General features: G+C 61.6%; 22 protein-coding genes and 1 pseudogene. 6 read left to right on the top strand and 17 right to left on the bottom strand.

The window, feature by feature from the left end:
- Positions 1 to 2: 2 nt before the first annotated feature.
- Positions 3 to 227, top strand: a pseudogene (locus KVY02_RS07445) (lytic transglycosylase domain-containing protein); the annotation flags it as partial.
- A 4-nt stretch (positions 228 to 231) separates the two neighbouring features.
- Here the strand turns inward: KVY02_RS07445 and KVY02_RS07440 are convergent.
- Positions 232 to 1,461, bottom strand: a complete 1,230-nt coding sequence (locus KVY02_RS07440; protein ID WP_218314879.1) for a PqqD family protein — start codon at positions 1,459 to 1,461, stop codon at positions 232 to 234.
- 6 nt (positions 1,462 to 1,467) lie between these two features.
- On the bottom strand, positions 1,468 to 1,809 hold the full coding sequence (locus KVY02_RS07435; RefSeq protein ID WP_218314878.1) for a hypothetical protein: 342 nt from the start codon (positions 1,807 to 1,809) through the stop codon (positions 1,468 to 1,470).
- Between the two features lie 256 nt (positions 1,810 to 2,065).
- On the opposite strand from KVY02_RS07435, the gene KVY02_RS07430 reads away from it, so the two are divergent.
- Positions 2,066 to 2,362 carry a hypothetical protein gene (locus KVY02_RS07430; RefSeq protein WP_256357586.1) on the top strand — a complete coding sequence of 99 codons (297 nt, stop codon included), beginning with the start codon at positions 2,066 to 2,068 and terminating at the stop codon, positions 2,360 to 2,362.
- A gap of 48 nt (positions 2,363 to 2,410) precedes the next feature.
- Here KVY02_RS07430 and KVY02_RS07425 read toward each other — a convergent pair whose 3' ends face one another.
- The 3 genes from KVY02_RS07425 to ccoM all read right to left on the bottom strand — a co-directional run bounded on the left by KVY02_RS07425 (position 2,411) and on the right by ccoM (position 4,351).
- The gene (locus tag KVY02_RS07425) at positions 2,411 to 3,484 is read right to left on the bottom strand and encodes a GGDEF domain-containing protein (protein WP_218315062.1); all 1,074 of its coding nucleotides are present in this window, start codon (positions 3,482 to 3,484) and stop codon (positions 2,411 to 2,413) included.
- 41 nt (positions 3,485 to 3,525) lie between these two features.
- Positions 3,526 to 3,903, bottom strand: a complete 378-nt coding sequence (locus KVY02_RS07420; RefSeq protein WP_237718580.1) for a hypothetical protein — start codon at positions 3,901 to 3,903, stop codon at positions 3,526 to 3,528.
- Positions 3,904 to 4,225: 322 nt separating this feature from the next.
- The gene (gene ccoM, locus KVY02_RS18300) at positions 4,226 to 4,351 is read right to left on the bottom strand and encodes a cytochrome c oxidase subunit CcoM (RefSeq protein ID WP_016913649.1); all 126 of its coding nucleotides are present in this window, start codon (positions 4,349 to 4,351) and stop codon (positions 4,226 to 4,228) included.
- A 261-nt stretch (positions 4,352 to 4,612) separates the two neighbouring features.
- Here ccoM and KVY02_RS07415 point away from each other — a divergent pair, with 261 nt between their 5' ends.
- Positions 4,613 to 5,785 (top strand): RNA-guided endonuclease InsQ/TnpB family protein, encoded by a 1,173-nt coding sequence (locus KVY02_RS07415; protein WP_016913648.1) that lies wholly within the window; start codon positions 4,613 to 4,615, stop codon positions 5,783 to 5,785.
- Positions 5,786 to 5,821: 36 nt separating this feature from the next.
- On the opposite strand, the gene KVY02_RS07410 is transcribed toward KVY02_RS07415, so the two are convergent.
- A complete protein-coding gene (locus tag KVY02_RS07410) occupies positions 5,822 to 6,340 on the bottom strand; it encodes an FKBP-type peptidyl-prolyl cis-trans isomerase (RefSeq protein WP_081137208.1) in 519 nt (172 codons plus the stop codon).
- Between the two features lie 113 nt (positions 6,341 to 6,453).
- On the opposite strand from KVY02_RS07410, the gene KVY02_RS07405 reads away from it, so the two are divergent.
- A complete protein-coding gene (locus tag KVY02_RS07405; RefSeq protein WP_144982559.1) occupies positions 6,454 to 7,821 on the top strand; it encodes an AmpG family muropeptide MFS transporter in 1,368 nt (455 codons plus the stop codon).
- Here KVY02_RS07405 and KVY02_RS07400 read toward each other — a convergent pair.
- Together KVY02_RS07400 and KVY02_RS07395 are read right to left on the bottom strand one after the other, a co-directional pair.
- Positions 7,818 to 9,638, bottom strand: coding sequence for an SEC-C metal-binding domain-containing protein (locus KVY02_RS07400; RefSeq protein ID WP_218314877.1), 1,821 nt, complete (start codon positions 9,636 to 9,638; stop codon positions 7,818 to 7,820). The two genes, KVY02_RS07405 and KVY02_RS07400, sit on opposite strands and share 4 nt — an antisense overlap.
- Positions 9,639 to 9,737: 99 nt before the next feature.
- Positions 9,738 to 10,985, bottom strand: coding sequence for an ABC1 kinase family protein (locus tag KVY02_RS07395; protein ID WP_218314876.1), 1,248 nt, complete (start codon positions 10,983 to 10,985; stop codon positions 9,738 to 9,740).
- Positions 10,986 to 11,119: 134 nt separating this feature from the next.
- Between KVY02_RS07395 and KVY02_RS07390 the strand changes: the two genes are divergently transcribed.
- Complete coding sequence (locus KVY02_RS07390; RefSeq protein ID WP_218314875.1) at positions 11,120 to 13,105, top strand: DNA topoisomerase III; 1,986 nt, start codon at positions 11,120 to 11,122, stop codon at positions 13,103 to 13,105.
- Positions 13,106 to 13,145: 40 nt separating this feature from the next.
- Here the strand turns inward: KVY02_RS07390 and KVY02_RS07385 are convergent, their stop codons facing one another.
- From KVY02_RS07385 to KVY02_RS07355, 7 genes are all read right to left on the bottom strand, one after another.
- Entirely contained in the window at positions 13,146 to 13,385 is a 240-nt protein-coding gene (locus tag KVY02_RS07385; RefSeq protein ID WP_016913642.1) for a hypothetical protein, read from the bottom strand.
- An 86-nt stretch (positions 13,386 to 13,471) separates the two neighbouring features.
- A complete protein-coding gene (locus KVY02_RS07380; protein ID WP_218314874.1) occupies positions 13,472 to 14,767 on the bottom strand; it encodes a S8 family serine peptidase in 1,296 nt (431 codons plus the stop codon).
- 171 nt (positions 14,768 to 14,938) lie between these two features.
- The gene (locus KVY02_RS07375; RefSeq protein ID WP_193461585.1) at positions 14,939 to 15,343 is read right to left on the bottom strand and encodes a DUF2784 domain-containing protein; all 405 of its coding nucleotides are present in this window, start codon (positions 15,341 to 15,343) and stop codon (positions 14,939 to 14,941) included.
- A 6-nt stretch (positions 15,344 to 15,349) separates the two neighbouring features.
- The gene (locus tag KVY02_RS07370; RefSeq protein WP_218314873.1) at positions 15,350 to 17,326 is read right to left on the bottom strand and encodes a M48 family metallopeptidase; all 1,977 of its coding nucleotides are present in this window, start codon (positions 17,324 to 17,326) and stop codon (positions 15,350 to 15,352) included.
- A gap of 42 nt (positions 17,327 to 17,368) precedes the next feature.
- Positions 17,369 to 17,965 (bottom strand): LemA family protein, encoded by a 597-nt coding sequence (locus KVY02_RS07365; protein WP_081137183.1) that lies wholly within the window; start codon positions 17,963 to 17,965, stop codon positions 17,369 to 17,371.
- 48 nt (positions 17,966 to 18,013) lie between these two features.
- Entirely contained in the window at positions 18,014 to 19,321 is a 1,308-nt protein-coding gene (locus KVY02_RS07360) for a DUF945 family protein (RefSeq protein ID WP_218314872.1), read from the bottom strand.
- A gap of 216 nt (positions 19,322 to 19,537) precedes the next feature.
- Entirely contained in the window at positions 19,538 to 19,657 is a 120-nt protein-coding gene (locus KVY02_RS07355) for a diguanylate cyclase (RefSeq protein WP_218314871.1), read from the bottom strand.
- Positions 19,658 to 19,818: 161 nt separating this feature from the next.
- Between KVY02_RS07355 and KVY02_RS07350 the strand changes: the two genes are divergently transcribed.
- A complete protein-coding gene (locus KVY02_RS07350; protein WP_218314870.1) occupies positions 19,819 to 20,739 on the top strand; it encodes a ketopantoate reductase family protein in 921 nt (306 codons plus the stop codon).
- 139 nt (positions 20,740 to 20,878) lie between these two features.
- Here the strand turns inward: KVY02_RS07350 and KVY02_RS07345 are convergent, their stop codons facing one another.
- Positions 20,879 to 21,505 (bottom strand): glutathione S-transferase family protein, encoded by a 627-nt coding sequence (locus KVY02_RS07345; RefSeq protein ID WP_218314869.1) that lies wholly within the window; start codon positions 21,503 to 21,505, stop codon positions 20,879 to 20,881.
- 213 nt (positions 21,506 to 21,718) lie between these two features.
- Complete coding sequence (gene mmsB, locus KVY02_RS07340; protein WP_218314868.1) at positions 21,719 to 22,624, bottom strand: 3-hydroxyisobutyrate dehydrogenase; 906 nt, start codon at positions 22,622 to 22,624, stop codon at positions 21,719 to 21,721.
- Positions 22,625 to 22,647 lie beyond the last annotated feature (23 nt).

Genomic DNA, 22,647 nt, shown 5'->3' with positions numbered 1-22,647 from the left:
GCAGTAGGGGCCAGATCATGCCCTTCTGGGTCGCCGAGCTGGGCCTGCCCATGGACGACCTGACCGACCCCAACCGCAATCTGCGCTACGGCAGCACCATTCTGGCCCACTATCTTGCCGTCGAGCGGGGTGACTTCACCCGCGCTCTGGCTCGCTACAACGGCAGCCTCGGGCAAACCTGGTACCCCGAGCGGGTATTGAAGGCCTGGCGCGACCATTGGCGTTAGCCGGTCACTCAGTCACCCTGTCAACCTCTGCTTCAACACTGTGCAGCAAGCCCGCCTTGGCCAGATTGGCCAGCAACTGTGCCACGTCACGCGTTACCTGCGGCAGCGACGCCCCTTCGAAGAACGCCACGAGCGTCTCACTCAATTCCTGCAGGTTCATCGGCTCATGCTGCAATAGAGCCCATACTGCGCGGCTGGTCGCGTTCATTCGATGAATATCACCCCCGTTCTGGCCAATCACGAACAGCTCATCGCCCAGCGACCACTCGAAGGCCGCCGGGCTGGTGTGCCAGTAGCGGGCGTCGTCCAAGGGCAGTGACGGCACCGTCCCGCGTTCATCACGCACTACCGCTTGGCTCTGTTGGCGATCCGCCGAGAAAGGCCGACCCTCCCAGCGCTGTGCCAACCACAGGGCAGCCTCATAAGCATCCGCGTAACGCAGCAGAAAGCACGGCAACTGCTGCAGTAGCGGCAGGAAGCGCTCCATCAGCGCCTGATCCGACTCGTGCTCGGCAAAGTTCTGTTGCAACAACTGCCATAGGCCATCGCCGGGCTTCAGGCGTGTCAGTTGGGGGGCCGTCAACGTGGGGTCTCGGTCGATGAGCAGCACGGCCCCCAGCGGGGAGCGGTCGCCATGGGCTGCCAGTTGGGAACTCGACAAGTTCAGATAACCGTAACGGTCGTCGAAAGGACCAAGATGGCAGGCCACGAAGTGCTGAAAATCTACCGACAAGGCCTCCGGGACCGGTAACCGCAAACGCGGCGCCACGCCAAGCGCGATGCCTTCACCTTCAGGATTGAGCGCCAGCACATCATCCCCGAACACACGGCAGCCTGCGGCAGCAAATGCCGAGGTCAGGGTGCTTTTTCCAGCCCGGTGGGCATCGGGAAAAATCACCAGCTGCCCGTTGAGCTCCACCGAGCCACAGTGCAAGCCCACCAGCTCAGGGTGGCGATGCAGGAACGCCCCGGCCAAATCGGCGACGACGCTACAGGCAGTGCCAACATCGGTGTCCAACAAGGCCCCCTGGGGCAGCGCGGGCGCTTCCTGCCAGTAGCCGTCGGGGTGCTGCCAAACGCAGATTTCGGGGGCTTCCGGCAACGCCGAGCAGCGTTCGATGGGCCAGCCTGGCATGGCCTTCTGCAACACAGGCAAGAGATCCTCCGCCTCTACCAGGCGCAGGCATGGGCCAATACTGGTCAGATGGTAGTCGTGCTCATTAGGGATGACCATGATCGGTTACCACCTGGGCAGCACGCGACTAAGGCGGATTTCGATGACGCCATCACGCTCCCAGCGGGATCGATGCGGGCGTGAATAGCCAGCCCGGCGGCGATCATGAGGGCGGTAGTATCGCTCATCACGACGGGCATGATGCTTGTGCCGAGGGCGTGAGTAGCTGGGGCGTGAGTAGCTGGGCCGCGAACGGCTGTGCCGTGAGCGACGGACGCGCGCTTCTGCCTGCCCCATCGACAGGAACGTGGGAGCAACGTAGAGCGCTGCGGCACCCAGCCCAAGGCTGGCCAGCACCTGGCGGCGCGAGCGGCGCTTTTGCAATACCTCTTCAGTTTCATGGGGCATGGTGATCCTCCTGATCAAGGTGATTGAGCAAATTAACGAACACCGTTTCGTAAATCACTCTAGCCAAGCTCTGTGACCGACACCAGACGCCTTCAATGACTTCCCTATTGTTTACTCTTTTTTACCTCTCAGGGTTTTATCGTTAGAGCAAAAACATGACTTTTCAACATAATAAATAGATCATAAGGCCATTTCCCTGACCCTGCTTAGGCACATCCCATGCCTGCATTGCGTCAATTTGCGAGAACCCGCACTTTTGCCTGGCCACTTGGCCATCCGCAATACGTTGATCATTGGAGCCCTGTCAGGTCTCCTGCTCACTGGTTGCGCCCATCAGCAGCCATCTACCACGTTATACGAACGCGTCGGCGGGCAGGCCAGCCTGGAAAACGTCGTGGAAAACCTGCTGTATCGTATCGCCGATGACCCTTGCCAGTACGATGGACCGCCCATGGACCGTGCTCACCAGACCATGGGCATCACCGATGCCCACTTCAATCGGGTAGTGGAGTATCTGAACGATGCCATATGGTGGACAAAGGCATACCGCTAGCCGCGCGTAACGACATGCTGGGCCGCCTGCCCCCCCCTTATGGGGATGTCATGCACTTACAGTGATCTGCCAGCCATCCCGCCCTGCTGTCTTGACCTGGTACAAGGCTTTATCCGCCGCCTCGTAGGCACCCGTGAATGCTGTTGCCGTCGAGGCAAAGCGCGTGGCGCCTACGCTGAGCGTCACGCGTTTTTTATCCGGGTGAGCGGGATGCGGGTACTCGGCCGCATCGAGCGCCGCCTGAAGCGCTTCGCACTGCTGTGCCAGTACGCTATTGGAAGGGCACGGTAGCAACGCCGCAAACTCATCGCCTCCCAATCGATAAAGCTGGGCCGTCGGCCCCAGCGCCTGCTCGATCATGCTTGCCAGTTGGCGCAGCAGTCGGTCGCCCTGAGGATGCCCCAGCGCATCGTTGTACTGCTTGAAAAAATCGATGTCGATCAAGATCAGTCCCAACGACTCACCCTCGCGACTCACCACGTCCTGATGCAGTGCACTGCGATTCCCGATCCCCGTGAGCGGGTCGCGCATGGCGCGGGCCATCCAGTCCAGTTTCTCAGCAGTGGCGTTTTCCGTCTGACGCAGCTGCCGCTCATGCATCGCCCAAAACCCTAGACCCAGCACGAAGATCAGCAGACTGGAGTAGGTCAACACCTGGTTGTGGCGTCGGGTGCTTTCGGAAAAATCATTGATCGCCATACCGCGCCGATCCAACTGGTGCATTTCGATACGCGTCAGGCAGTCCACGGCGATGAATAGCGCGTGGACCGCGTCGATGGGTTCGATCTGCTGTTGTTCCAGGCGTTCGGTCATCTCGTCGACCAGTGCCAAGCTGGGCAGGGTACAGGAGTAGTTCTGACGGTATACACTGACATCGAAAAGCCCATAGGCAAGATCCAGCGCATGGTTGGCCTCGCTGATGTCCAGTGGCGACGTCGCCACCAGCAGCGACTCTTGGGCGCTCTGCACGTAGCCTCTCGCCCGAGTCGCCAGCTGCTGCCCGGTCAGGCTGCCGGTCTGGCTGAAGTAGGCCTGGATTTCCGGGTAGACCCAACGAGACTCATAGACGATCAATACCATCAGGCCCATGAAACTCATCAAGCTCAAGGAGAGCCACGTCATGTAGCGGGGGCGACGCTTTGGCTCTCCTGGTGGCGCTGCACTCACCACTGCGCCTCGATGCTGCGAATCATCCAGATCCAGTCGTTGAATTCACGCAGGTTTTCGGTATCACGGCCAGAGTATTCACGCTCCACCAGACGCACCGGGCCCCGCGAGCGCAGCGTCAGCGGCTCACCATCTTCGACGGTGACCAGATACCAGACCGGGTTATCCCAGCCCCCCAGGGTCACTTCGTAATCATCCCAGGCAGTGAAGTGCAGTTGCGGGGGTACCGACCCGAAGTGTTCCACCAGAAACTCACGAAACGGAATTCCCTGCATTTCCACGTCGCGCCCCTGATAAGGGTCGTAAACGGTAAAGGTCGTATTGGGCTGCTCACGCAGATCACTGATGGCGATTGTTCTCGGTGGTCTCCCCATTGACCAGATTCAACGCCTGCGCCTGGGCCAAGGTCGGGAGACATAGCGCAAGGAGCAGCCCCAGCACCATGTTGCAGAGAGGTTTCAAAGAAGTGCGGGGCGTTACAGCAGTACGTGGCAGCACAGCGTTCATGGCCGTTCGGTTCCTGGTCAGGGTAGGCGTTCAAGTGGTCACACTTTACCAGAGCATCAGGCCAAAACACTTCAACGGCTGTCAACTGATTTACCACAGGCATAAAAAAGCCGGCCCAGTGGGCCGGCAAAAGGAAGTTTACACTTGCATGTAAACCCCCTCCCCTGACGACTGCTACAGCCTGCTGGATCAAGGCTTCTTGCGTTCATCCTTGCGTAGATGATCACGCACCACGAAGCCGACCCAGCCCACCATAAACGCGATCACCAATGCGACAGTTACCAAGCCGAAAATGACTGCATCGTCCCAGTACATGATGTTCCCCTCCCGCCGTGATGTATGAGGCCATCGTAGCTGTTTTGAGAAGGGGAAAACTGACCTGGGTCAACCTTTGAAAACCACCGCACTATGGGGCGTCGCGAACTTGATGTACGTCAGTTTTAGCAAAACCCCGCGTAAACCCTCGCCCAGTCGGGCGGGGATACAAGCGGGCAGCGCGCTAGCGCTGCTGGGGGTTGATTTTCGCCCCTCACCGGCTAATATGGATATATATACAGCTTGATAAGCCGCAATGCCATGCTGAAAGCCACTAAAGTCCGTATCTACCCGACCCCTGAACAGGCTGATTTCTTAAATCAGCAGTTCGGCGCGGTGCGGTTTGCGTACAACAAGGCACTGCACATCATCAGTACGCAGTACAAGCGGCATGGCACCAAGCTCCGGGCTAAGAAAGACCTCAAGCCGCTACTGGCGGTAGCGAAAAAATCCCGCAAGTACCACTGGCTGAAAGACTACGATTCAATTGCGTTGCAGCAGGCGTGCATTAACTTGGATCGCGCCTTCCAGAACTTCTTTAACCCCCAGTTAAAAGCCCGCTACCCCAAATTCAAGCGCAAGCACGGTAAGCAATCGAGCTATCACTGTACCGGCATCAAGGTCGGTGAGAGCTGGATCAAAATACCGAAGCTCACGCCGATTAAAGCCCGACTTCACCGTGACATAACGGGCACGCTGAAAAGCATCACCTTAACCCGCACCACCACGGGCAAGTATTTTGCCGCGCTGCTGGTGGATGATGGTGTAGAGGCGCCCGCACCGCTGCAAACCGTCGACACCGTGCTGGGGGTCGATATGGGCTTGACGCATTTGGCTATCGACTCGACTGGCCGCAAAGTGGCCAATCCTCGTTTCTTGAAGCGGGCGCGTGCTAATTTGCGGCGCAAACAAAAAGCGCTTTCCCGCTGCCAGAAGGGCAGCAAGCGCCGTGCGAAAGCACGGCTAACCCTTGCCAAGGCGCACGAGCGCCTGGCCAATGCCCGTGCTGACTTCCAGCATAAACTGTCTCGACAATTCATTGACGATAACCAAGCGGTGGTGGTCGAGACCTTGAACGTCAAAAACCTGCTGAAAAACCGCAAGCTGGCAAAACATATTGCCGATGCCAGTTGGCACAGCCTGATCCAAAAACTGGACTACAAAGCCAAGCAGCAAGGCAAGCATCTGGTCAAAATCGACCAGTGGTTTGCCAGCACCAAAACCTGTGCAGGCTGCGGCCACAAGGTCGAACAAATGCCGCTAACGGTTCGCACTTGGGATTGCCCCGGCTGCGGCACGCAAGGCATCGACCGCGACATAAACGCCGCGATCAACATTCGCCAGCAAGGCATTTTAACGTTAAAGGCCGAAGGACTGTCGGTCTCTGCCCATCGAGGCCTGTGTAAGCCCGGTCACGCACCGGCAGCGGCCTAAGACGTGGGAAGCCTCGCCCGTCAGGGCGGGGAGCAGTCACAGCACTTTGCGGTCTTCGACTTTGCTGTGCTCGGTACCCGGCGGCAGCGGATGGCCTTTGGCCAATTCGGCGCGGGTCGCCTCGCGCACGTCCAGCAGCGTCACGTGGTAACGCAGTGTGTGCCCGGCCAGCGGGTGATTGGTATCCACCGTGACGGTATCGCCTTCGATGCTCAGCACGGTGACAATCTGCGGACCGGCCTCGCCTTCGGTTTGAAAACGGCTGCCCGGTGCAAGCTCCGCGCTGCCAAACGATGCTCGGCTTACTTCTTGCACCAGCGCTTCGTTGCGAACGCCATAAGCATCTGCCGGGGTCAAGGTGACACGCAGCTCATCGCCAGCAGAGCGCCCTTCCAGATCGCGCTCCAGGCCAGGCAGAATGTTATCGTGGCCATGCAGGTATTCCAGGGGCTGTTCGCGCGCGCGAGAGTCGTCCAGCACACGGGTACTGCCATCGCTGAGCACGTCGCTGAGGACATAATGCAAGGTGACGACCTGATGGGCGGTAATCGACATGGAAAACTCCTCTCCGGTAAGCTGTCGGCTTGATAGGATGTCGGGCCCAGTTTACCACCGACCGGTTTTTAGCGGGCCTTGCGCCCTGGTTTTCTTTTGGAGCGAAACACCCCATGCCCACCCCTACCCCCCAGCGTAGCTGGCTGGCGGCACTTGCCATCTATCTCAAGGCGCCGGTCATCACCATGCTGTTTCTTGGTTTCTCCGCTGGCCTGCCCTTTCTGCTGGTATTTTCGACCCTCTCGGCATGGCTACGCAGCGATGGCGTGGAAGTCGCCGCCATTGGCTTCTTCGCCTGGATCGGCATGCTCTACTCCATCAAGTTCTTCTGGGCACCGGTGGTCGACCGGCTGGCCCTGCCCCTGCTGACCCGCACCTTCGGGCAACGTAGAGGCTGGATGCTGCTGGCACAGGGGATGATTGCCGCAGGGCTGGTGGGGCTGGCCGGGCTCGACCCCGTGGGTAATCTGGGTTGGGTCGCAGCCTTTGCGCTGCTGGTGGCGTTTGGCTCGGCCACCCAGGACATCGCCATCGATGCCTACCGGATCGAATCGGCCAACGACGACCTTCAGGCAGCCATGGCCTCGACCTACATCATTGGCTATCGCGGGGGATTGATCGCAGCGGGCGCTGGCGCGCTTTACGTGGCGTCGGCCTTTTCCTGGAGCGCCGCCTACCTGAGCATGGCGGCGCTGGTGGGTATCGGGGTGCTGACGGTATTGATTCGCCCCGAGCCCCAGCGCGCGTCGCTGAGCGTGCAGTTGATCCATGAGCCCAGGGTGCGCGCCTTCCTCCGCGCCAGCCGCGGTCAACCCAAGGTATTCCGGCGCATCACCGCCTGGGCGATTGGGGCCATTGTCTGCCCATTCACCGATTTCTTTCGCCGCTACGGGGTGAAGGCACTCGGTATTCTGGTATTTATCGGCGTGTTTCGCATCAGTGATTTAGCCATGGGCTCCATGGCCAACCCGCTGTACATCGACCTTGGGTTCTCACTGGGCACCATCGCCAGCGTCACCAACATTTTCGGCATCGCCATGAGCATTACCGGTGGTTTGCTGGGAGGGTTACTGGTGGCCCGCTACGGCATTGGCCCAGTGCTGATTCTCGGCGCGGCGGCCGCCACGCTGACCAACCTGCTGTTTGCCGTGCTGGCGTTGATCGGTAACCAGGTGCCGATGCTGGTCATCACCATTATTGGTGACAACCTGGCCAATGGCCTGGCCAGCGCAGTGTTCATTGCGTTTCTTTCCAGCCTCACCTCACGGGCCTATACCGCCACCCAGTATGCGCTGTTCTCATCCTTGATGACGCTGCCAGGCAAATTCCTGAGCGGCTTTGGCGGCCTGGTGGTCACGGCGCAGGGCTACGCCACCTTCTTCGTGGTCGCCACCCTGCTGGGCCTGCCCGCCATCCTGCTGGCCATCTGGATCAGCCGCGACAAGCAGCTGGTGCCCACGCCCAATATCGCTTCCCGCTAGCGGTGGCGCTCCAGCCAGGCCAGTGCGCCTGGCGTGGTGCGCCACTGGTCACGCATCAGGGTGCGGTACTGCCAGGCTTCCGCCCGGGAGCCTGGGTCGACCTGGCCATCCGGATGGGGCATGGAGGGGCGCGGGTTTTCCGCGCAGATCAATTCCAGCGCATAGCGGCTGTGGGCCATAACATCGGCCAGCGCCGCCTCGGCCGCCTCTTGGTGGCCCAGGCGATAAAGCGCCAGCGTGCGTCCCATCAATAGTCCCAGCACCAGCGAGCCGTCGTCCTTTTGCGGCTCGTTGGTCAACGCCAGGGCCTCCTCGTTGCGGTCATCGCGCAGCAACTGGTCCAGCACCAGTTCACGCAGCCCAAGGCTATCTTCCTGGTCGATGGCCAGCAGCTCTTCGGCCAGCTCCCGAGAGTGCTGCCGGGCGCCCCGCTCCATGCCCACCACCAGCGCCAGGCCGGTACGCAGCAGCATGGCATTATCGGCATCGTCCCAGCACAGGCTGCCTTCACCAGCGGCCCTCACCTGCTCCAGCCAACGCGAGAGGCGCAGCGCCAGAGGCTCCAGCAGGCTGGGCGCCATCCACGGCAGGCTGCCGAAACGGCTGGTCAGCGCCAGCGTCAAATCCTGCACGACCTGGGGGGCATCCAACCACTCGGGGTGGGCACACAGCTCGGACATCCAGTCGATGGCGTTGACCCAGGGGTCGTCCCGAAAACCCAGCGCCACCTCTTCGTCCACCAGCACCTGGAACTGCTCGTGCCAGGCGGCAAACAGCGTCTCTTCACGGGCGGTGGTGGTATACAGCAAGCGGCCCCGCTCATCGTCACGGGTAAGGGTCAACAGCGGCGCGGTGGGCAGCGCAGCCAGCAGCGCCTGCAGGGCCACCAGCGGCGTGGCCATGTCCTCTTCGGCGCTCAATAGCTGGTCGGCCAGGGTGGCCCCAGGGTTATCGGCCAGGGCGGCGAGAAAATCGAGCTGCTCGTCATCCAGCCCGCCCTGGCGTGCCAGGCGACGATACCAGAAATCGGCTCGTTCCTTGGCTTCCTGCTCATGGCCTTCGTGGAGCAGCAGCATGGCTTCGATATAGGCCAGCGTCGGCGAGTCGGGCAGCGCCTGCTGGGCTTTAACAAAAGCCCCGCGAGCGCTGTCGAGATCGTCGTTATCCAGGTGCATCAGGCACAGCCGCTCGAGGGCCACGCCGCGCAAGAACAGCGGCCCTCGCTCCATCACCTCGTCCAGCAGGTCGGCGCGTTTACGGGTGAACCCACGCTCCTGGTAGATATCGAGCAAAATTTCGAAGGCGGGTTCGGCCTGCTCAGGCAGCCGCGACCAGTCGCTGCCATCGAACAACGACTCCAGTATCTGCATGGCGCGGCCGGTCTGGCCACTTTCTGCCGCGATCAGCCCGGCTTCCAGCAGCGCCTGGGGCGGTGCCTGCTGGCTCTCCAGGGCAGCCTTGAGAGTGGCGCCTTTCCACTCGCGCAGCGAGAGCATCCACATCATCTGCTCGGGAATCTCGGTGGGGAAGTTGACGCGGTCGCAGCACTGCTTGTACTTGCGGCCCGAATCGCACCAGCAGGGCTCGTTGCGGCCAGGCGTGGCCAGCGGTTCACTGGCGAAGTTCAGCCGCTCCAGCGGTGTCTGCGACCATAAAATGGGCGCCAGCGCCTGCGCGGTGGCTAGGTTATCGTTAAAGGATGCAGCGCCTTCGGCACGCACCCAGGTCATGAAATCCGGGTAGTGCTCCTGCCGCCTGATTGCCGAGAGTGCCCCAGAGGCAAACCCCAGCAGTTGATCGACCCATACCGCCAGCATTGCCGTCTCCACTGTCTTCAATACGCGTTTTCAAAGCGCCGTAGTCTAGCATGGCTAACCACGCTGCCGCAGCGACAATCGCTCAGGGAGAAGGCCCCGTCAGGGGGTGCGCGCCCAGGTCAACAGCGGCTGCGTGCGCTCTTGCATGTCGAGGCGCGCCTTCAGCCTTACCAGATTCCAGTAATGGCCGTTCAGGGCTCGGGAAAGCAGCAGCGTATCTGCCGGCGGTTGCAGCCGGTCCATGGCTGCCCATACCTTGGGCGTCAGCTCACGCAGTCGGCGGTGTACACGCACATCGCTGAAGTCCTGCTCGCCGGGCGCAAACAGCGGCGTGATGCACTCTGCCGACTCCTTGTAGAGCGCCAGCGGAGCGCCCTGACCCTGGCGTCCGCCCATCTTCATCAGCGCATCGTCCATGGCCATGGGGTCCTGTGCCAGGGTGGCATCCAGAAGCTGCATCATGGCTTTCAGGCGCGCTTCCGGCACCGGAATCACGGCGCCCAGATCATAAATCACCAGCCTCCCCTGCTCGTCACAGGCAAAGTTGCCTGCGTGGGGGTCGGCATGCAGCTCGCGGTAGGTGAACAGCTCTTCGGTGATCCAGTCGGCCAGCGCCACAGCCACCTGCTGGCGAGTGGCATCGTCGGCGCTCTCCAGTTCACGCAGCGGCGTTCCGCCCACATAGCGCATGGCCAGCACATGCTGCCCGGAAAGCTCGAACAGCGGCTCGGGGATCACCAGCGCCGGGTTGCTCAGGTAGCGCTCGCGATAGCGCGCCAGTGCTTGGGCCTCGGCATGGTAATCCAGTTCATCGCGCAGCCCCGCCGCCAACTCCTCGAACAGCGCATCCAGCCGTGCCTGGGGCACCTTGAACCAGCGGCCCAGCCCCATGATCCGCTTGACCTGCTTCAGGTCGCTTTCCAGCACCTCTGCAAGCCCGGGGTACTGCACTTTGAGGACCACGGTTTCACCGTCATGGGTCACGGCCTTGTGCACCTGGCCCATGGAGGCGCTGGCGAACGGGCGCTCTTCGATGCTGTGAAAGTGCTTGTCGATATCGCCGTACTGCAACACCAACGCCTCGCGAATTTTGGGCCACGGCATCGGCTCTGCCTGACGCTGCAGGCGCGCCAGCTCGTTGGCCAGCTCTGGCGGCAACAAATCGTCCCACTGCGACATGATCTGCGCCAGCTTCATGGCCGGGCCTTTCAACTCGGAAAGCCCCTCGAACAGCGCTTCGCCCAGTGCCTGCCAATCTGCCTGGCCGCCCAGCCGAGTCTTCAGCAGTGCACCGCCGGTGCGGGCACCCAGCCCCAGTAAACGTCGTGTTCTGCCGCGTTCGCGCATGGAGATCGCCTTTTCGGATGCTTTACCGCATGTCCACGACACCTGTATACATTTTCATGTATCAGAACTCTAACCCGTTGGCCACTTCTGCTACCATGCCCTTTCGTTCTTCACTGCCTCCAGGATCACACCCCATGCGCTTGATTATCGCCGAGAAACCCAGCCTGGCGCGGGCCATTGCCGATGCCCTGCCCGGCGGCCAACGCCAGGATGGCGCGATTGTATGCGGCGATACCATCGTGACCTGGTGCCTGGGCCACCTGCTGGAGCAAGCCCCACCGGAAGCCTACGACCCGGCCGACAAACAGTGGCGGTTGGACAGGCTGCCCATCGTGCCCCGGCAGTGGCAGCTGGTCCCGCGCCCCAAGGCACGTGGCCAGCTGGCGGTGATTCGCAAACTGATCAAGCAAGCCACCAGCGTGGTGCACGCGGGCGACCCGGATCGCGAAGGCCAACTGCTGGTACAGGAAGTGATCGAGCACCTGAAATACCGTGGCCCGGTACAGCGACTGCTGGTCAGTGACCTCAACCGACCCGCCGTCAGCCGCGCCCTGGCCAGCCTGCGGCCGAACAGCGAGTTCCAGCCGCTGTTCGAAGCGGCCCAGGCACGCGCTCGCGCCGACTGGCTGTACGGCATCAACCTGACCCGTGCCTGGACCCTTACCGGCCGCCAGGCAGGCCACGACGGCGTGCTTTCCGTGGGCCGTGTGCAAACCCCGGTACTCGGGCTCATCGTGCGGCGCGACAACGCCATTCGTGATTTTGTGCCCCACCCCTTTTACCCGCTGTGGGTGGACCTTCAGGTGGCCCAGGGCCAGCTGCGCGCCTGGTGGGCACCCAAAGAGCACCAGCCGCTGGATGAACAAGGGCGCTTGATTGACCGCACCCCCGCCGATGCCCTGGCCGTTCAACTGCCCGGCGCCCGCGGCACGCTCACCACATTAGACCAGCAGGAGAAGCGCCAGGCCCCGCCGCTGCCCTACTCGCTCTCTGCACTGCAGGTAGATGCCGCCCGTCGTCATGGCCTCTCTGCACAGATGGTGCTGGATATTTGCCAGCGGTTGTATGAGCAGCACAAGCTGATTACCTACCCCCGCTCCGACTGCCGCTACCTGCCCGAGGAGCATTTGCCACTGGCCCGACAAACCCTGGCCAGCGCCTGCCAACACGACGACACCCTGCGCGGGTGGCTCCAAGGAGCCGACTTTACCCTGCGTTCAAAAGCCTGGAACGACAAACAGGTAGGCGCGCACCACGCCCTGGCCCCCACCGGCAAACCCGCCGATTTCAGCCAGCTTTCCGCCACCGAAGGGCATGTGTTTCGACTGATCGTGCGCAACGTCATGGCACAGTTCTATCGCCCGCTGCGCACTTTCGAAGTCAAAGCCGAGTTCACCCTGTTGGATGAAGCCTTCCGCACGCGGGGCCAGAGCATTCTCGACCCCGGCTGGAAGCCGCTGTTCACCACCCGAGAAGAGGCCCCGCCGCTGCCGCCACTGACCCAGGGCGAAGCCTGCCAGGCTCTCGGTGCAGGCGTGGAAGAGAAAGAGACCCGACCGCCAGAACCCTTCACCGACGCCAGCCTGATCAAGGCGATGATGAACATTGGCCGCTACGTGGACGACCCGGAAGTGCGCCGCACCCTGCGCGACACCGACGGCCTGGGCACCGAAGCCACCCGAGCCGGCATCATCGAAACCCTGGTGCAGCGCGGCTACCTGGTACGCCAGCAAAAAGCCCTGCGCGCCACACAGCTTGGCGTCGCCCTCATCGCCGCGCTGCCCAGCGCCGTCAGCACTCCCGAACGCACCGCTCTCTGGGAGCAGCGCCTGCGCGCGATCTCCGAACGCCAGGACGACCCCAACGCCTTCCAACACGCCCTGCTGGAAGACTTGCACACCCTGCTGCGCCAAAGCGATGCCAGCAAACTGCGCCACAGCCTGCAAACCGCTCAGGGCGAAGCCGCAGGCCCCGCCAAACGCAGCGGAACCAGCAAAAAGAGCTACGCACGGCGCAAGAGTACCGGCAGCAAGACGGGCAGCAAGACGGGCAGCAAGAAAAGTACGGGGAGCCGCAGTAGCACGGCGGGGAAGCGAGTGCGCTCAAGGCGAACTGACTAAATCGGCCACATTCGATTGATGAGCTCGCAAAAAGCCATGATCACCACGTCTCATCCGTACCTGGTGGCCCCACATCCATCGGCGTATCCGGGGCGATGTCTAGCACTCCTTGCACGCGTTTGAGCCGCTGGACGGTAGCGTCATCGGCGGCGCCGGTAATGCAGCCGATCTCCTCCAGCACCTCGCGGACGGTGAACCCTTCGGCGCTGAGACGCGTGGCGATGTCATGGATGGGCTGATCGCTGGAGATCGTGATCAGCCAGAGCGTTACCGTTGCCATTGAAGGTATCTCCCGAAAATCAATGCCACACGTGTTGATGGGCATGCGCTGGACGGCCGGAGAAGACCGCCAGCGCACCACGCAGCCTAAGGGGCTTGTACCAGCCCCGCGCCTACCTGCTCTTGCGATAGCGGCAAAGGCCGAGCAGAGGCTATTAACTGATCCCACAGTTTTCGGCCTCGCAATGAAGCATCCGACTGGGCCCAAAGGGCCGCACTGCCCGCCACGTGCGGAGTCGCCATGCTGGTACCGCTGATGGCCTTGTGACAGGTCGGCCGAGGCCAGGCAGACAACACGTCGCGCCCTGGAGCGGCCAGCTCGATCTTGCCATGATTGGAGAAGCTGGACACCGACAGGTTGGGATCCAGGGAAGCCACCGACATCACCGTGGGCGAGTTCGCCGGGGCGCCGGTTGGCAGGGTTGAATTACCTGCCGCCGCTATCACCAGGCAGTCGTTGCGTAGCGCTGCCGCACCGGCATGGGTGTAGGCGGCCTGTACCGGGCTCTGGCTGCCCAGTGACATGGAGATCACTTCACAGCGATTGGCAATCGCCCAGTTCAAACCTGCCAACACGCCTGCGCCCGTACTGCTGCCCGAGTTGGTCAACACTTTCCCCACCAGCACCTGGGCATCGAAGGCAACCCCGTAACGGGGGGTATCACCGCGGGGAGACTTCGGGCCGCAGGCGGTTCCAATACAGTGTGTACCATGCCCATTGAGGTCCTGCACCGGCTCGCCGACGAAGCTGCGCGCGACAAATTCACGGCCCGCAAACTCCGGGTGGCCCAGGTCCATCCCGGTATCCAGCACGGCGACCTTGATACCTGCCCCACTCCATTGGCTGGCGGGTACTCGGCAACGGGCCAACCCCCAGGTGGTGGTGCGGCCCTCTTGTTCTGGCTTTTCGACGGCGTTTTCCATCTCCAGCTCCACCCCCATGTCACGGGCAATGGTGGTCGCGGCACGCAGAAAACCGCGCAAGTACTCCGAGTTTTCCGAAAAGGCAAAATATTCGGGCTCGATGATCTCGATGGGGCTATTCAACGCGAGTTTGTCCAGTACGTCCATGCCGTGGTGTTGCAAGGCATCGCCGCCCACCAGGGCCACGCCCAGCGCTGGAAATACCAGCGCCTCTGCGTCACCGGTTTCGTCCAGGCTGACCGCTTGCTCGCTGAAATCGCGCGCGTCGGCAATACGGAAGTTAAGGGCTTGCAGTGCCTTGATGCCCTCTTCCACCTGGCCGTCTCGATAGCTGATCAAGTAGCGCCCTGTTTCCAGGCAGCTGCCGCCCCGCTCCAACGCTGCCAGCAGCAGCTGCTCGGTCTTGCACGAAACGGTGGCTATCGAAGCGTCACCCTGTCCATTTGGTCGTTTGGTCATCCTGCACCTCTTTACGCTTGGCACTCTGCATGATCGCCCTTTCTCCAGCAGACACCTGCCCTGGCAAGCCCTTTGGCGAAACGGCGTACGTACCCCTCAGCCTAACGCACCTCGCGTTCCCTGCCAGCACGACTGCAACGCATTACGGACTACGGCAGGCCCCTGCAAACCTCAGCCCCGCTGGCGGGCAACGGGCCGCACCACCCACCAGCTGGCCAGCACCAGGCTACCGAACAGGGTATATACCACCACGAACACCCACTCCGGTGCCGTGTAGTACAGCAGCCGCTGGAGCCAGTGTTGAATGAAGGAACCGGCGTAAGTGGCTGAACCGGCTTCGGCACGCAGCGCCATTTCCAGGGTGGTGAGCGGGCAGACGGCACCCAGCCACGCTTGCACGACCACATAACCAATGGCGCCTAGATGAACAAGCCGAAACCGGCGGTGGCGCACCCAGTGCCAGCCCAAAATACCGCCCAGGTAGATAGCCAGTAGCCCCAGCACCACGAAGGCTACGAACAGCACATGCAACAGCAACACGGCATCGGCCAGTAACAGTAGGAGCGATGAAGGCATGGGCGTTCACCCCATGGAGTGAGTATCGCTGTCGGGCTCTTCCAACAGCGGCGGCACTGGGCAGCCGAGCATATCGGCCACCGCGCGGAACAGCTCTGCCTCGGCGGCGCGAATTACGCCACTGTGCTCTACACAGCGGGTCATGGCGTTCAGCAAGCGGGCTTTATGGAGCGGTTTCAAGCGGCGCAAGCGCTCTACGGCCAGGCTGAGCGCCTGCATGTCATCGGCGTCTTGCAGGGAAGACAACGTGAAGGGCAGCGAGGCCTGGGCAGCCCGCAGCGCGGCAGCCACGGCCTCGTCACCCGCCTGCCCTAGCGCCACTCCCGCCTCAGCCAACACGCCCAACAGCCGCTGACATTCGGCCTGGGTCTGTTCCAACGTCAGGGTTTCGGCACCGCCGTGACGCTCGCTCAGATGGCTCAGCAGCAGCTGGTAGAGCGTCCACTCGAACAGGCTGACCTTGCCATCGCTATGGATCAAACGCTCCAGGCAGAGCCTGAAGTGCTGGGCCTGCTGTGTAGAAAGCGAGGTGAGCGCAGGCAGGGCAAGTTCGATCAGCGGCAGGCGCAGCTGTACGTCGAGCCGGGCCACCTGCTCCTTGAGGGTATGCAATGCTGCGAACACATCCGGCAGCGCCACGGCCTCCAGCGCCGCCAACTGCTGTGTGCGTTCGGCATCATCGTCGCTCAGCAGCATGGCGTAGATCAGCGCCCTGGCACTGTAGGGTTCATGGGCGGCCTCTACCAGGGTGGCGGGCAAGGCATCGATCACGTCGCGGGCCTTTTGCAAATGGCGCGGATCGGGCTGACCCATGGCCCCCAGCGCCACCTGCATGGCCGCCATGCTGAACAGCGCCTCGGGAGACGTGGGCATCCCGCCCATCCGGCGGCCATGGGAGCGTGGGTCTGCCTCGGCACCAGGGGTATCGGGCTCTTGCTCCGAAGGCGCTGGCTGCAAGGCTTCGAAACGACCGTGCCAGTCGGGTAGAACGCGCTGAATGCGCGACTTGAGCGGCGGATGCGTCGCCATGAGCTGGCTTAGCCCCGACGACACTCCTTGACTGAAAAACAGGTGGCTGAATTCGGCCGCCTGGGGCGCCGAGAGGTGCGAACCCTTGGCATGGGCTCCCACTTTCACCAGCGCACCGCCTATCCCCTGTGGGTTGCGGGTGTACTGCACAGCTGCCGCGTCGGCCAGATACTCCCGCTGACGGCTCACCGCCGATTTGATCAGCCCGCCAAAGAAGGTGCCCGCGTAGCCGATCAAGGTGAGCGCCAGCCCAAGTCCCAGCACGACCGCCGCCGAGTTGTCGCGCTTGTTGTTGCTGACTCTTCGAAAGCGCAAGCTGCGCAACATCATGCCGCCTGCCAGACCAATCAGCAGCACGCCATGCAGCAGGCTCACCAGCCGGATGTTCAGACGCATGTCGCCGTGCAGAATATGGCTGAACTCATGGGCGACCACCCCCTGCAGCTCATCGCGGGTGAGCTGCCGAATGGCGCCTCGGGTAATGCCCACCACCGCATCGGCAGGCTGATAACCGGCCGCAAAGGCATTGATCCCCTCCTCTTCCAGCACGTATACCGCAGGCACCGCCGTTCCGGAGGCAATGGCCATCTCTTCGACCACGTTCAGGATCCGCCGCTCGTCGTGATCGCGCGTGTCGAGGTTGATCAGACGGCCGCCCAGCGCCTCCGCTACCACCCGGCCACCTCGACGCAGCTGGCGCTGCTTGTACAGCCCCCCGAACCCCACCAGCGCCAGCACGCCGATGGCCACCGCCGCCAGCAGCTGCCAGGAGAGCATGGCCAACACTCCCTGCTCGGCCGACTGAGTCTGACTGCCGCTGGCGCCCATCATGTACAGCGCAATGGCCACCACCAGTGTGGTCACACCGATCAACGAGACGATGGCGAGGAGCAACAGCACCACCCAACGGCCCGTGTTGCGCCTGGCGTGATCTTGTGCGGTAAAGAAATCCATGGCATTGGCCTCCCTGTGGTCACCCGGGCCTGGGCATCACGTCTAGAACGAGACGCTCGGCGCCGTTTGCAGTTGGGCGCTGTCTTCGAAGGTCAGCAGCGTGGCATCCTGCCCATGCCCCAGCATGCCCGCCACGGCAATCGGCGGGAAACTCTGGCGATAGGTGTTGTAGTGCATCACCGCGTCGTTGAACGCCTGACGGGCAAACGCCACCTTGTTTTCGGTGCTGGTCAGCTCTTCCGACAGCTGCTGCATGTTCTGCGAAGCTTTCAGGTCCGGGTAGGCTTCCATGACCACGTTCAGCCGCCCCATGGCCTGAGTCAGCGCGCCCTCTGCACCACCCAATTGCGCCATGGCCTGGGCGCTGCCAGGGTTGGCCGCGGCGGCTTTCAGGCCGGCGGCGGCGGTGTTACGCGCTTCGATCACCGCCTGCAGCGTTTCCCGCTCATGATTGAGGTAGCCCTTGGCGGTTTCCACCAGGTTGGGAATCAAGTCGTGACGCCGCTTCAGCTGCACCTCGATTTGCGCAAAGCTGTTTTGAAAGCGGTTGCGCAGCGACACCAGTCGGTTGTACACCGACACCATATAGACGGCGATCAGAGCCACCACCACCAGCACGATAACCATAGTGAGCATCATGATATTTCCTTCCGTAGACCCAGATTCATGGAGAGCGGGTGTGCCCCATTACATGATCGGCTGACCATTGATCATCAGGCTTCCTTCTTGCCAAAGCACTTCCTGCTCTTCCGCCTCGCTATCCAGCATGGCGGCAAATGGCATCGGAATAAAGCCCAATACCAGATCGGGAGGTGTGGTCACGGTCAGCGCCAGGCTCAGGCGACGGCTGAGATACTCCTGAGCCTCGAAGGGGCTCATCATCTGCTCTTCACTCATCAGGCCCTCGGGTAACGGCTGCCCAACCGGCCAGAAGGCACCGTAGAGCGCTCCTTTGGCAAGGTCCTGACCGTCGAAGGCCATGTGCGTAGTGAGACGAGGCTTGAAGTCGATTCCCAGGTCGGGCAGTACGATATGGGCCTGCAGGGGGTCGATGGCCATGGTGGGGCTGGCAACCAGCATGGCGTAGCTGCTTTCCAGAGCCTCGGCCATCAGCACACGCTCTTGCTCGGCATCCACCGGCACACCGCGCTCTTCGGCATCCAGGTGCATGGCCATGAGGGGGGCATAGGCTTCCTGAAAGGCTTGCAGCGCCTCCAGGTCCCAGTTGTCGGCACTCACCTCGAAGGCCAGGCTACCAAAGGACGTATCATCCACGCCCATCTCGGCAATCCGGAAATGACCGCTCTGATGGACGATGGTCTCCCCTCGTGACTCGCTCTCCGACTCCATACCCTCCAGGTAGACCCGCACGCCTTCCACGAATATTTCCGTGCGCGGTATGTCGAGACTCTGCAGCAGCACGGGTTCGCCTTCGTGATGACGAGTGTTCAGGATCAGCCGTGGCGTCGCCATGCGCACGGTTTCATTGTCGCCATGGTAGGTGATCTCCTGAGCCTGGGTATCCAGGTGCCAATGCCCGTCGGCACCGCGATCGAGCCCCACCACCAGCTGGTCCACCAGCACATCCAGCGCCACACCATTAAGCTCGGCGGCGCTCAGTTGCCCTTCGATGGCAGAGCGGGTTGCCTTGAGGTCGATATCGATGATGCCCTGCACCAGCGCCTGATTGGGCACGAGTTCGCCGGTAATATCGGCGCTCAGCGCCCCGTGCTTGACGAACAGGTTGACGTCCGCCGTGGCGTCTTCGAACCCGCGCATGGCGATCGTGGCCGTGGCTCGGGTATCGAAGAAGCCCTTGTCGATCTGCACATCATGCACCTCGTAGGAGACCGACCGATCCAGCTCGGCGAAGCTATCGACCAGCGCCTGCTCTACCTGGTTACCCACCATCGCCTGAGCCGCAACATACCCGCCAGCGCCGACCACCAGCACGCCTGCTGCCGTCACGACCCATCCCTTTGTACTCAACGCCATGCCTAGCCCTCTCGATAGAATATGTTGCCAACATCAACATAAGAATAATTATCAATGATGCCAGATTCGTTTCAAAAAGAAACGCCGATTCAGCGCCTTTCAGGGGGTAGCATTGATCTGCAGACGCTACCAAGAAACGCCTGCCCCAAACGATGCAACAGCAAACCAAAATGGAGCAGGCAGGCTTGATTGTCTGTAAAAGGCAGAGATTGGCATTTAGCAAACTACCCGGTCACGCCCTGCTCGTTTGCCCACATATAACAGTTCATCAGCGCGCTGAATCAGGTCTTCAAGTTCACCATGGCCATCCTGGGCAGCGGCTACACCAATAGTCACGCTCCCCTACTGCGCCTGCGGTTTGGGCTTACGATACACTGCTTGCCGAGCATAAGGTTAGACGAGGTTTACACGTTTCCAGCGTTCGTCCATCCACCATGCGAGCTACCTGACGCTCAACACGATAAGCTTGACGCACACCCTTGATGACGGTTTGTACCATGACCACCCACTGGATTCTTGGCCCCGGGGCCATTGGCCGCTTGTTGGCACACTCACTGGCACCGCAAGCTGAGGTGGCCGTCGTTGGCCGCCGCCTACTGCCTGGGCGGCAAATACTGACCACGCCGGAAGGCGAAACACGTGTGCAACACTTACCTTCGTTCACCGCTGAACGATTGGCGGCTGGTACGGCGGCACCGCCAGCTTTCGTGCACATCACCACCAAAGCGATGGTTGCCGAGGCGGCGCTGGCGAGTGTCGCCTGCGTACTGCCCTCCTCGACTCCCCTGGTGCTATGGCAAAACGGTTTTTATGCCCAGCCGCGCATCAGCCAAACGTGGCACGGCCCGGTACTGTGCGCGACGACCACGCAAGGCGCTTATGTAACCGGCGATGACAGTGTCATCCACGCTGGTCGCGGGCCTACGTTTGTCGGGGATTTGGACAATCAGCACACAGCATTAGCAACTACCCTGGCAGCACTGCTGAGTAACGCCGGATTTACCGCCACGGCGGTAGGTGATATTCGCAGCCGCCTATGGCAGAAATTAGCGGTGAACGCGGCAATCAACCCGTTGGTAGCCCTGCATGGTGTGCGTAACGGAGCGCTGCGCGGCGATGCCTACTCAGGCCGTGTGATAGCTGTGGTAGAGGAAGTGGCGACGATTCTAGAAAAAGAAGGTATTGCACCGCCAAACGGTGGTGAAGGGAAAGCCGCTTGGCTGGCGTTGGTGTGGCAGGTGGTAGAAAACACCGCAAATAACAAGGCTTCGATGTTGCAGGATGTGGAAGCGAAGCGGCTTACCGAGCGCGGCGCTATTTTGGGGCCGTTGATTGAGAGCGCGGAACGGCATGGGTTGTGGTGTGAAGTGTTGAAGGGGTTGGATCAGGAGCTGGTGTTGCTGGAGGCGGGGTTTTAATTGGGTTTGGGTGGTTTGATCGTCGCGCGCTAAAGCGCCCTCCCACAAACGCACCCAAAGTGAGTGCTGTACCAACGGCCAACAGATTGATTGAGCATGTCGACAGCCGCCCCGGCTGTTGCGCCCCCCCCCCTTTCCTTCACGTCACGGGAATCATCACGACCTTACGGTACGCGGGGCGTTCGGCGAGCTGCTCTGTCCAGCGCTGTAGATGGGGGTAGGATGACCAGGAGAGGCCGCTGTTGAAGAGGTTGTAGGTGAACGGGGCGATGGCGATATCGGCCAGGCCGAAGTCTTCGCCGGAGAACCAGGGCTGCTGGCTCAACGTGGTGTCCAGTTGAGCGAAGAGTTTTTCACAAGTGGCGATGGCGGGATCGAGTACCTTTCTGTCGCGCTGCTCGGGTGGGGTGCGTACATAGCCCATCAGAATGGTGCGATGGGCAGGCGTGAGCAGGCTGGTCGACCAGTCCATCCACTTTTCCATGCGTGCCCGCTGGGCGGGTGCCTCGATCCATAAAGGGTTGGAGCCGTACTGCGCCGCCAGGTAGCGAAGAATGGTGTTGGACTCCCACAGCAGGCTTTGAGTGGCGTCATCCTTGAGCAGGGGTACCAGGCCACTGGGGTTCATGGCGAGGTATTCCGGCGTGTCGTTTACCCCGTGTTGCAGGCCTGCCATGATCTGCTCGTACGGCAGTTGCAGCTCTTCCAGTGTCCAGAGCACTTTCTTGACGTTGGTGGAGTTGTTGCGGCCCCAAAGTGTAATCATGGCAGTCCTTGTGTTTAGCTCAATCGGTTGCTGAGTATGCCTTGGGTGGGTGTGAGTAGTGAATGGCATACTTACGGGGCAAGGGCTTAGTCAAGGGCTTAGCCAACAGGTCGCGAGCTAAAGCTGCCCCACAATCCCACATATGCCCCACTCACTCCACACTCCAACTCCTCACTATTCACCCCTCACTCCTCACTCCTCACTCCTCACTCCTCACTCCTCACCCTTATCCTTATCCTGATACAGCTTGAGCAGGCTGGAGAAATCGAGTTTGCCGTTGCCGCCCGCCTTGTGCAAGGTGAACAGCGCTCGGGCGGCGGAGCCCATGGGAATGGCTGCGGCGCTTTGCTGGCTGACATCCATGGCCAGGCCAAGGTCCTTGATCATCAGATCCACCTGGAAGCCGCCCTGATAACCTTTGGAGGCGGGAGCGTTTTCCATGACCCCGGGGTAGGGGTTATAGACGTTGAGCGCCCAGTTGCCGCCGGAACTCTGCTTCATGATTTCCGACAGCACGGCGGGGTCCAGGCCGTTCTTGACGCCCATATTGATGGCTTCACAGGTGCCCGCCATGAGGATTGAGAGCAGCATGTTGTTGCACACCTTGGCCACCTGCCCTGCCCCGTGGTCTCCGGCGTGGAAGATGTTCTTGCCCATGGCCTGCAGCACGGGCTGCGCCTGAGTGAACTGGGCTTCCGAACCGCCCACGATGAAGGTCAGTGTGCCCGCCTGGGCACCGCCCACGCCACCGGAGACTGGCGCATCCACGAAGCCGATGCCCTTTTCAGCGCCAGCGGCGGCGACGTGACGCGCGGTGTCGGCGTCGATGGTCGAGCAGTCGATGACCAGGGCGCCCGCCTTGATGACGTCGAACAGCGGCGCGTCGCCCTCCATGTACAGCCCCCGCACATGCTTGCCCGCCGGCAGCATGGAGATCACGAAATCGGCATCGGCTGCCGCGGCCTGGGCGGTGGCGGCGGTGTCGCAGCCCTGAGCACGGGCGGTTTCCAAGGCCTCGGCGGCCAGGTCGAAGGCCCGCACTTGAAAACCGGCTTTCACGAGATTGGCTGCCATGGGGCCGCCCATATTACCCAGGCCGATGAAGGCTACGCTGGTCATGTTGTTATCCTTGTTGAGATTGG

This window comes from Halomonas sp. 18071143 (genome assembly GCF_019211725.1).
Classification (GTDB): Bacteria; Pseudomonadota; Gammaproteobacteria; order Pseudomonadales; family Halomonadaceae; genus Vreelandella; species Vreelandella stevensii.
The sequence above is the reverse complement of the archived record's forward strand: the minus strand, read 5'-3'. Positions and strand labels throughout refer to the sequence as shown.

Bases quoted from the DNA above. Each gene is read 5' to 3' on its own strand.
- KVY02_RS07410 (WP_081137208.1), bottom strand. From the start codon at position 6,340: ATGTCGATTACCGCCCATCAGGTCGTCACCTTGCATTATGTCCTCAGC.
- KVY02_RS07395 (WP_218314876.1), bottom strand. From the start codon at position 10,985: ATGCGCGAACGCGGCAGAACACGACGTTTACTGGGGCTGGGTGCCCGC.
- KVY02_RS07440 (WP_218314879.1), bottom strand. From the start codon at position 1,461: ATGGTCATCCCTAATGAGCACGACTACCATCTGACCAGTATTGGCCCA.
- KVY02_RS07400 (WP_218314877.1), bottom strand. From the start codon at position 9,638: ATGCTGGCGGTATGGGTCGATCAACTGCTGGGGTTTGCCTCTGGGGCA.
- KVY02_RS07405 (WP_144982559.1), top strand. From the start codon at position 6,454: ATGCCCACCCCTACCCCCCAGCGTAGCTGGCTGGCGGCACTTGCCATC.
- KVY02_RS07425 (WP_218315062.1), bottom strand. From the start codon at position 3,484: ATGACGTGGCTCTCCTTGAGCTTGATGAGTTTCATGGGCCTGATGGTA.
- KVY02_RS07345 (WP_218314869.1), bottom strand. From the start codon at position 21,505: ATGATTACACTTTGGGGCCGCAACAACTCCACCAACGTCAAGAAAGTG.
- KVY02_RS07415 (WP_016913648.1), top strand. From the start codon at position 4,613: ATGCTGAAAGCCACTAAAGTCCGTATCTACCCGACCCCTGAACAGGCT.
- mmsB (WP_218314868.1), bottom strand. From the start codon at position 22,624: ATGACCAGCGTAGCCTTCATCGGCCTGGGTAATATGGGCGGCCCCATG.
- KVY02_RS07360 (WP_218314872.1), bottom strand. From the start codon at position 19,321: ATGGCGTTGAGTACAAAGGGATGGGTCGTGACGGCAGCAGGCGTGCTG.
- KVY02_RS07390 (WP_218314875.1), top strand. From the start codon at position 11,120: ATGCGCTTGATTATCGCCGAGAAACCCAGCCTGGCGCGGGCCATTGCC.
- ccoM (WP_016913649.1), bottom strand. From the start codon at position 4,351: ATGTACTGGGACGATGCAGTCATTTTCGGCTTGGTAACTGTCGCATTG.
- KVY02_RS07385 (WP_016913642.1), bottom strand. From the start codon at position 13,385: ATGGCAACGGTAACGCTCTGGCTGATCACGATCTCCAGCGATCAGCCC.
- KVY02_RS07435 (WP_218314878.1), bottom strand. From the start codon at position 1,809: ATGCCCCATGAAACTGAAGAGGTATTGCAAAAGCGCCGCTCGCGCCGC.
- KVY02_RS07365 (WP_081137183.1), bottom strand. From the start codon at position 17,965: ATGATGCTCACTATGGTTATCGTGCTGGTGGTGGTGGCTCTGATCGCC.
- KVY02_RS07375 (WP_193461585.1), bottom strand. From the start codon at position 15,343: ATGCCTTCATCGCTCCTACTGTTACTGGCCGATGCCGTGTTGCTGTTG.
- KVY02_RS07380 (WP_218314874.1), bottom strand. From the start codon at position 14,767: ATGACCAAACGACCAAATGGACAGGGTGACGCTTCGATAGCCACCGTT.
- KVY02_RS07420 (WP_237718580.1), bottom strand. From the start codon at position 3,903: ATGGGGAGACCACCGAGAACAATCGCCATCAGTGATCTGCGTGAGCAG.
- KVY02_RS07370 (WP_218314873.1), bottom strand. From the start codon at position 17,326: ATGGATTTCTTTACCGCACAAGATCACGCCAGGCGCAACACGGGCCGT.
- KVY02_RS07350 (WP_218314870.1), top strand. From the start codon at position 19,819: ATGACCACCCACTGGATTCTTGGCCCCGGGGCCATTGGCCGCTTGTTG.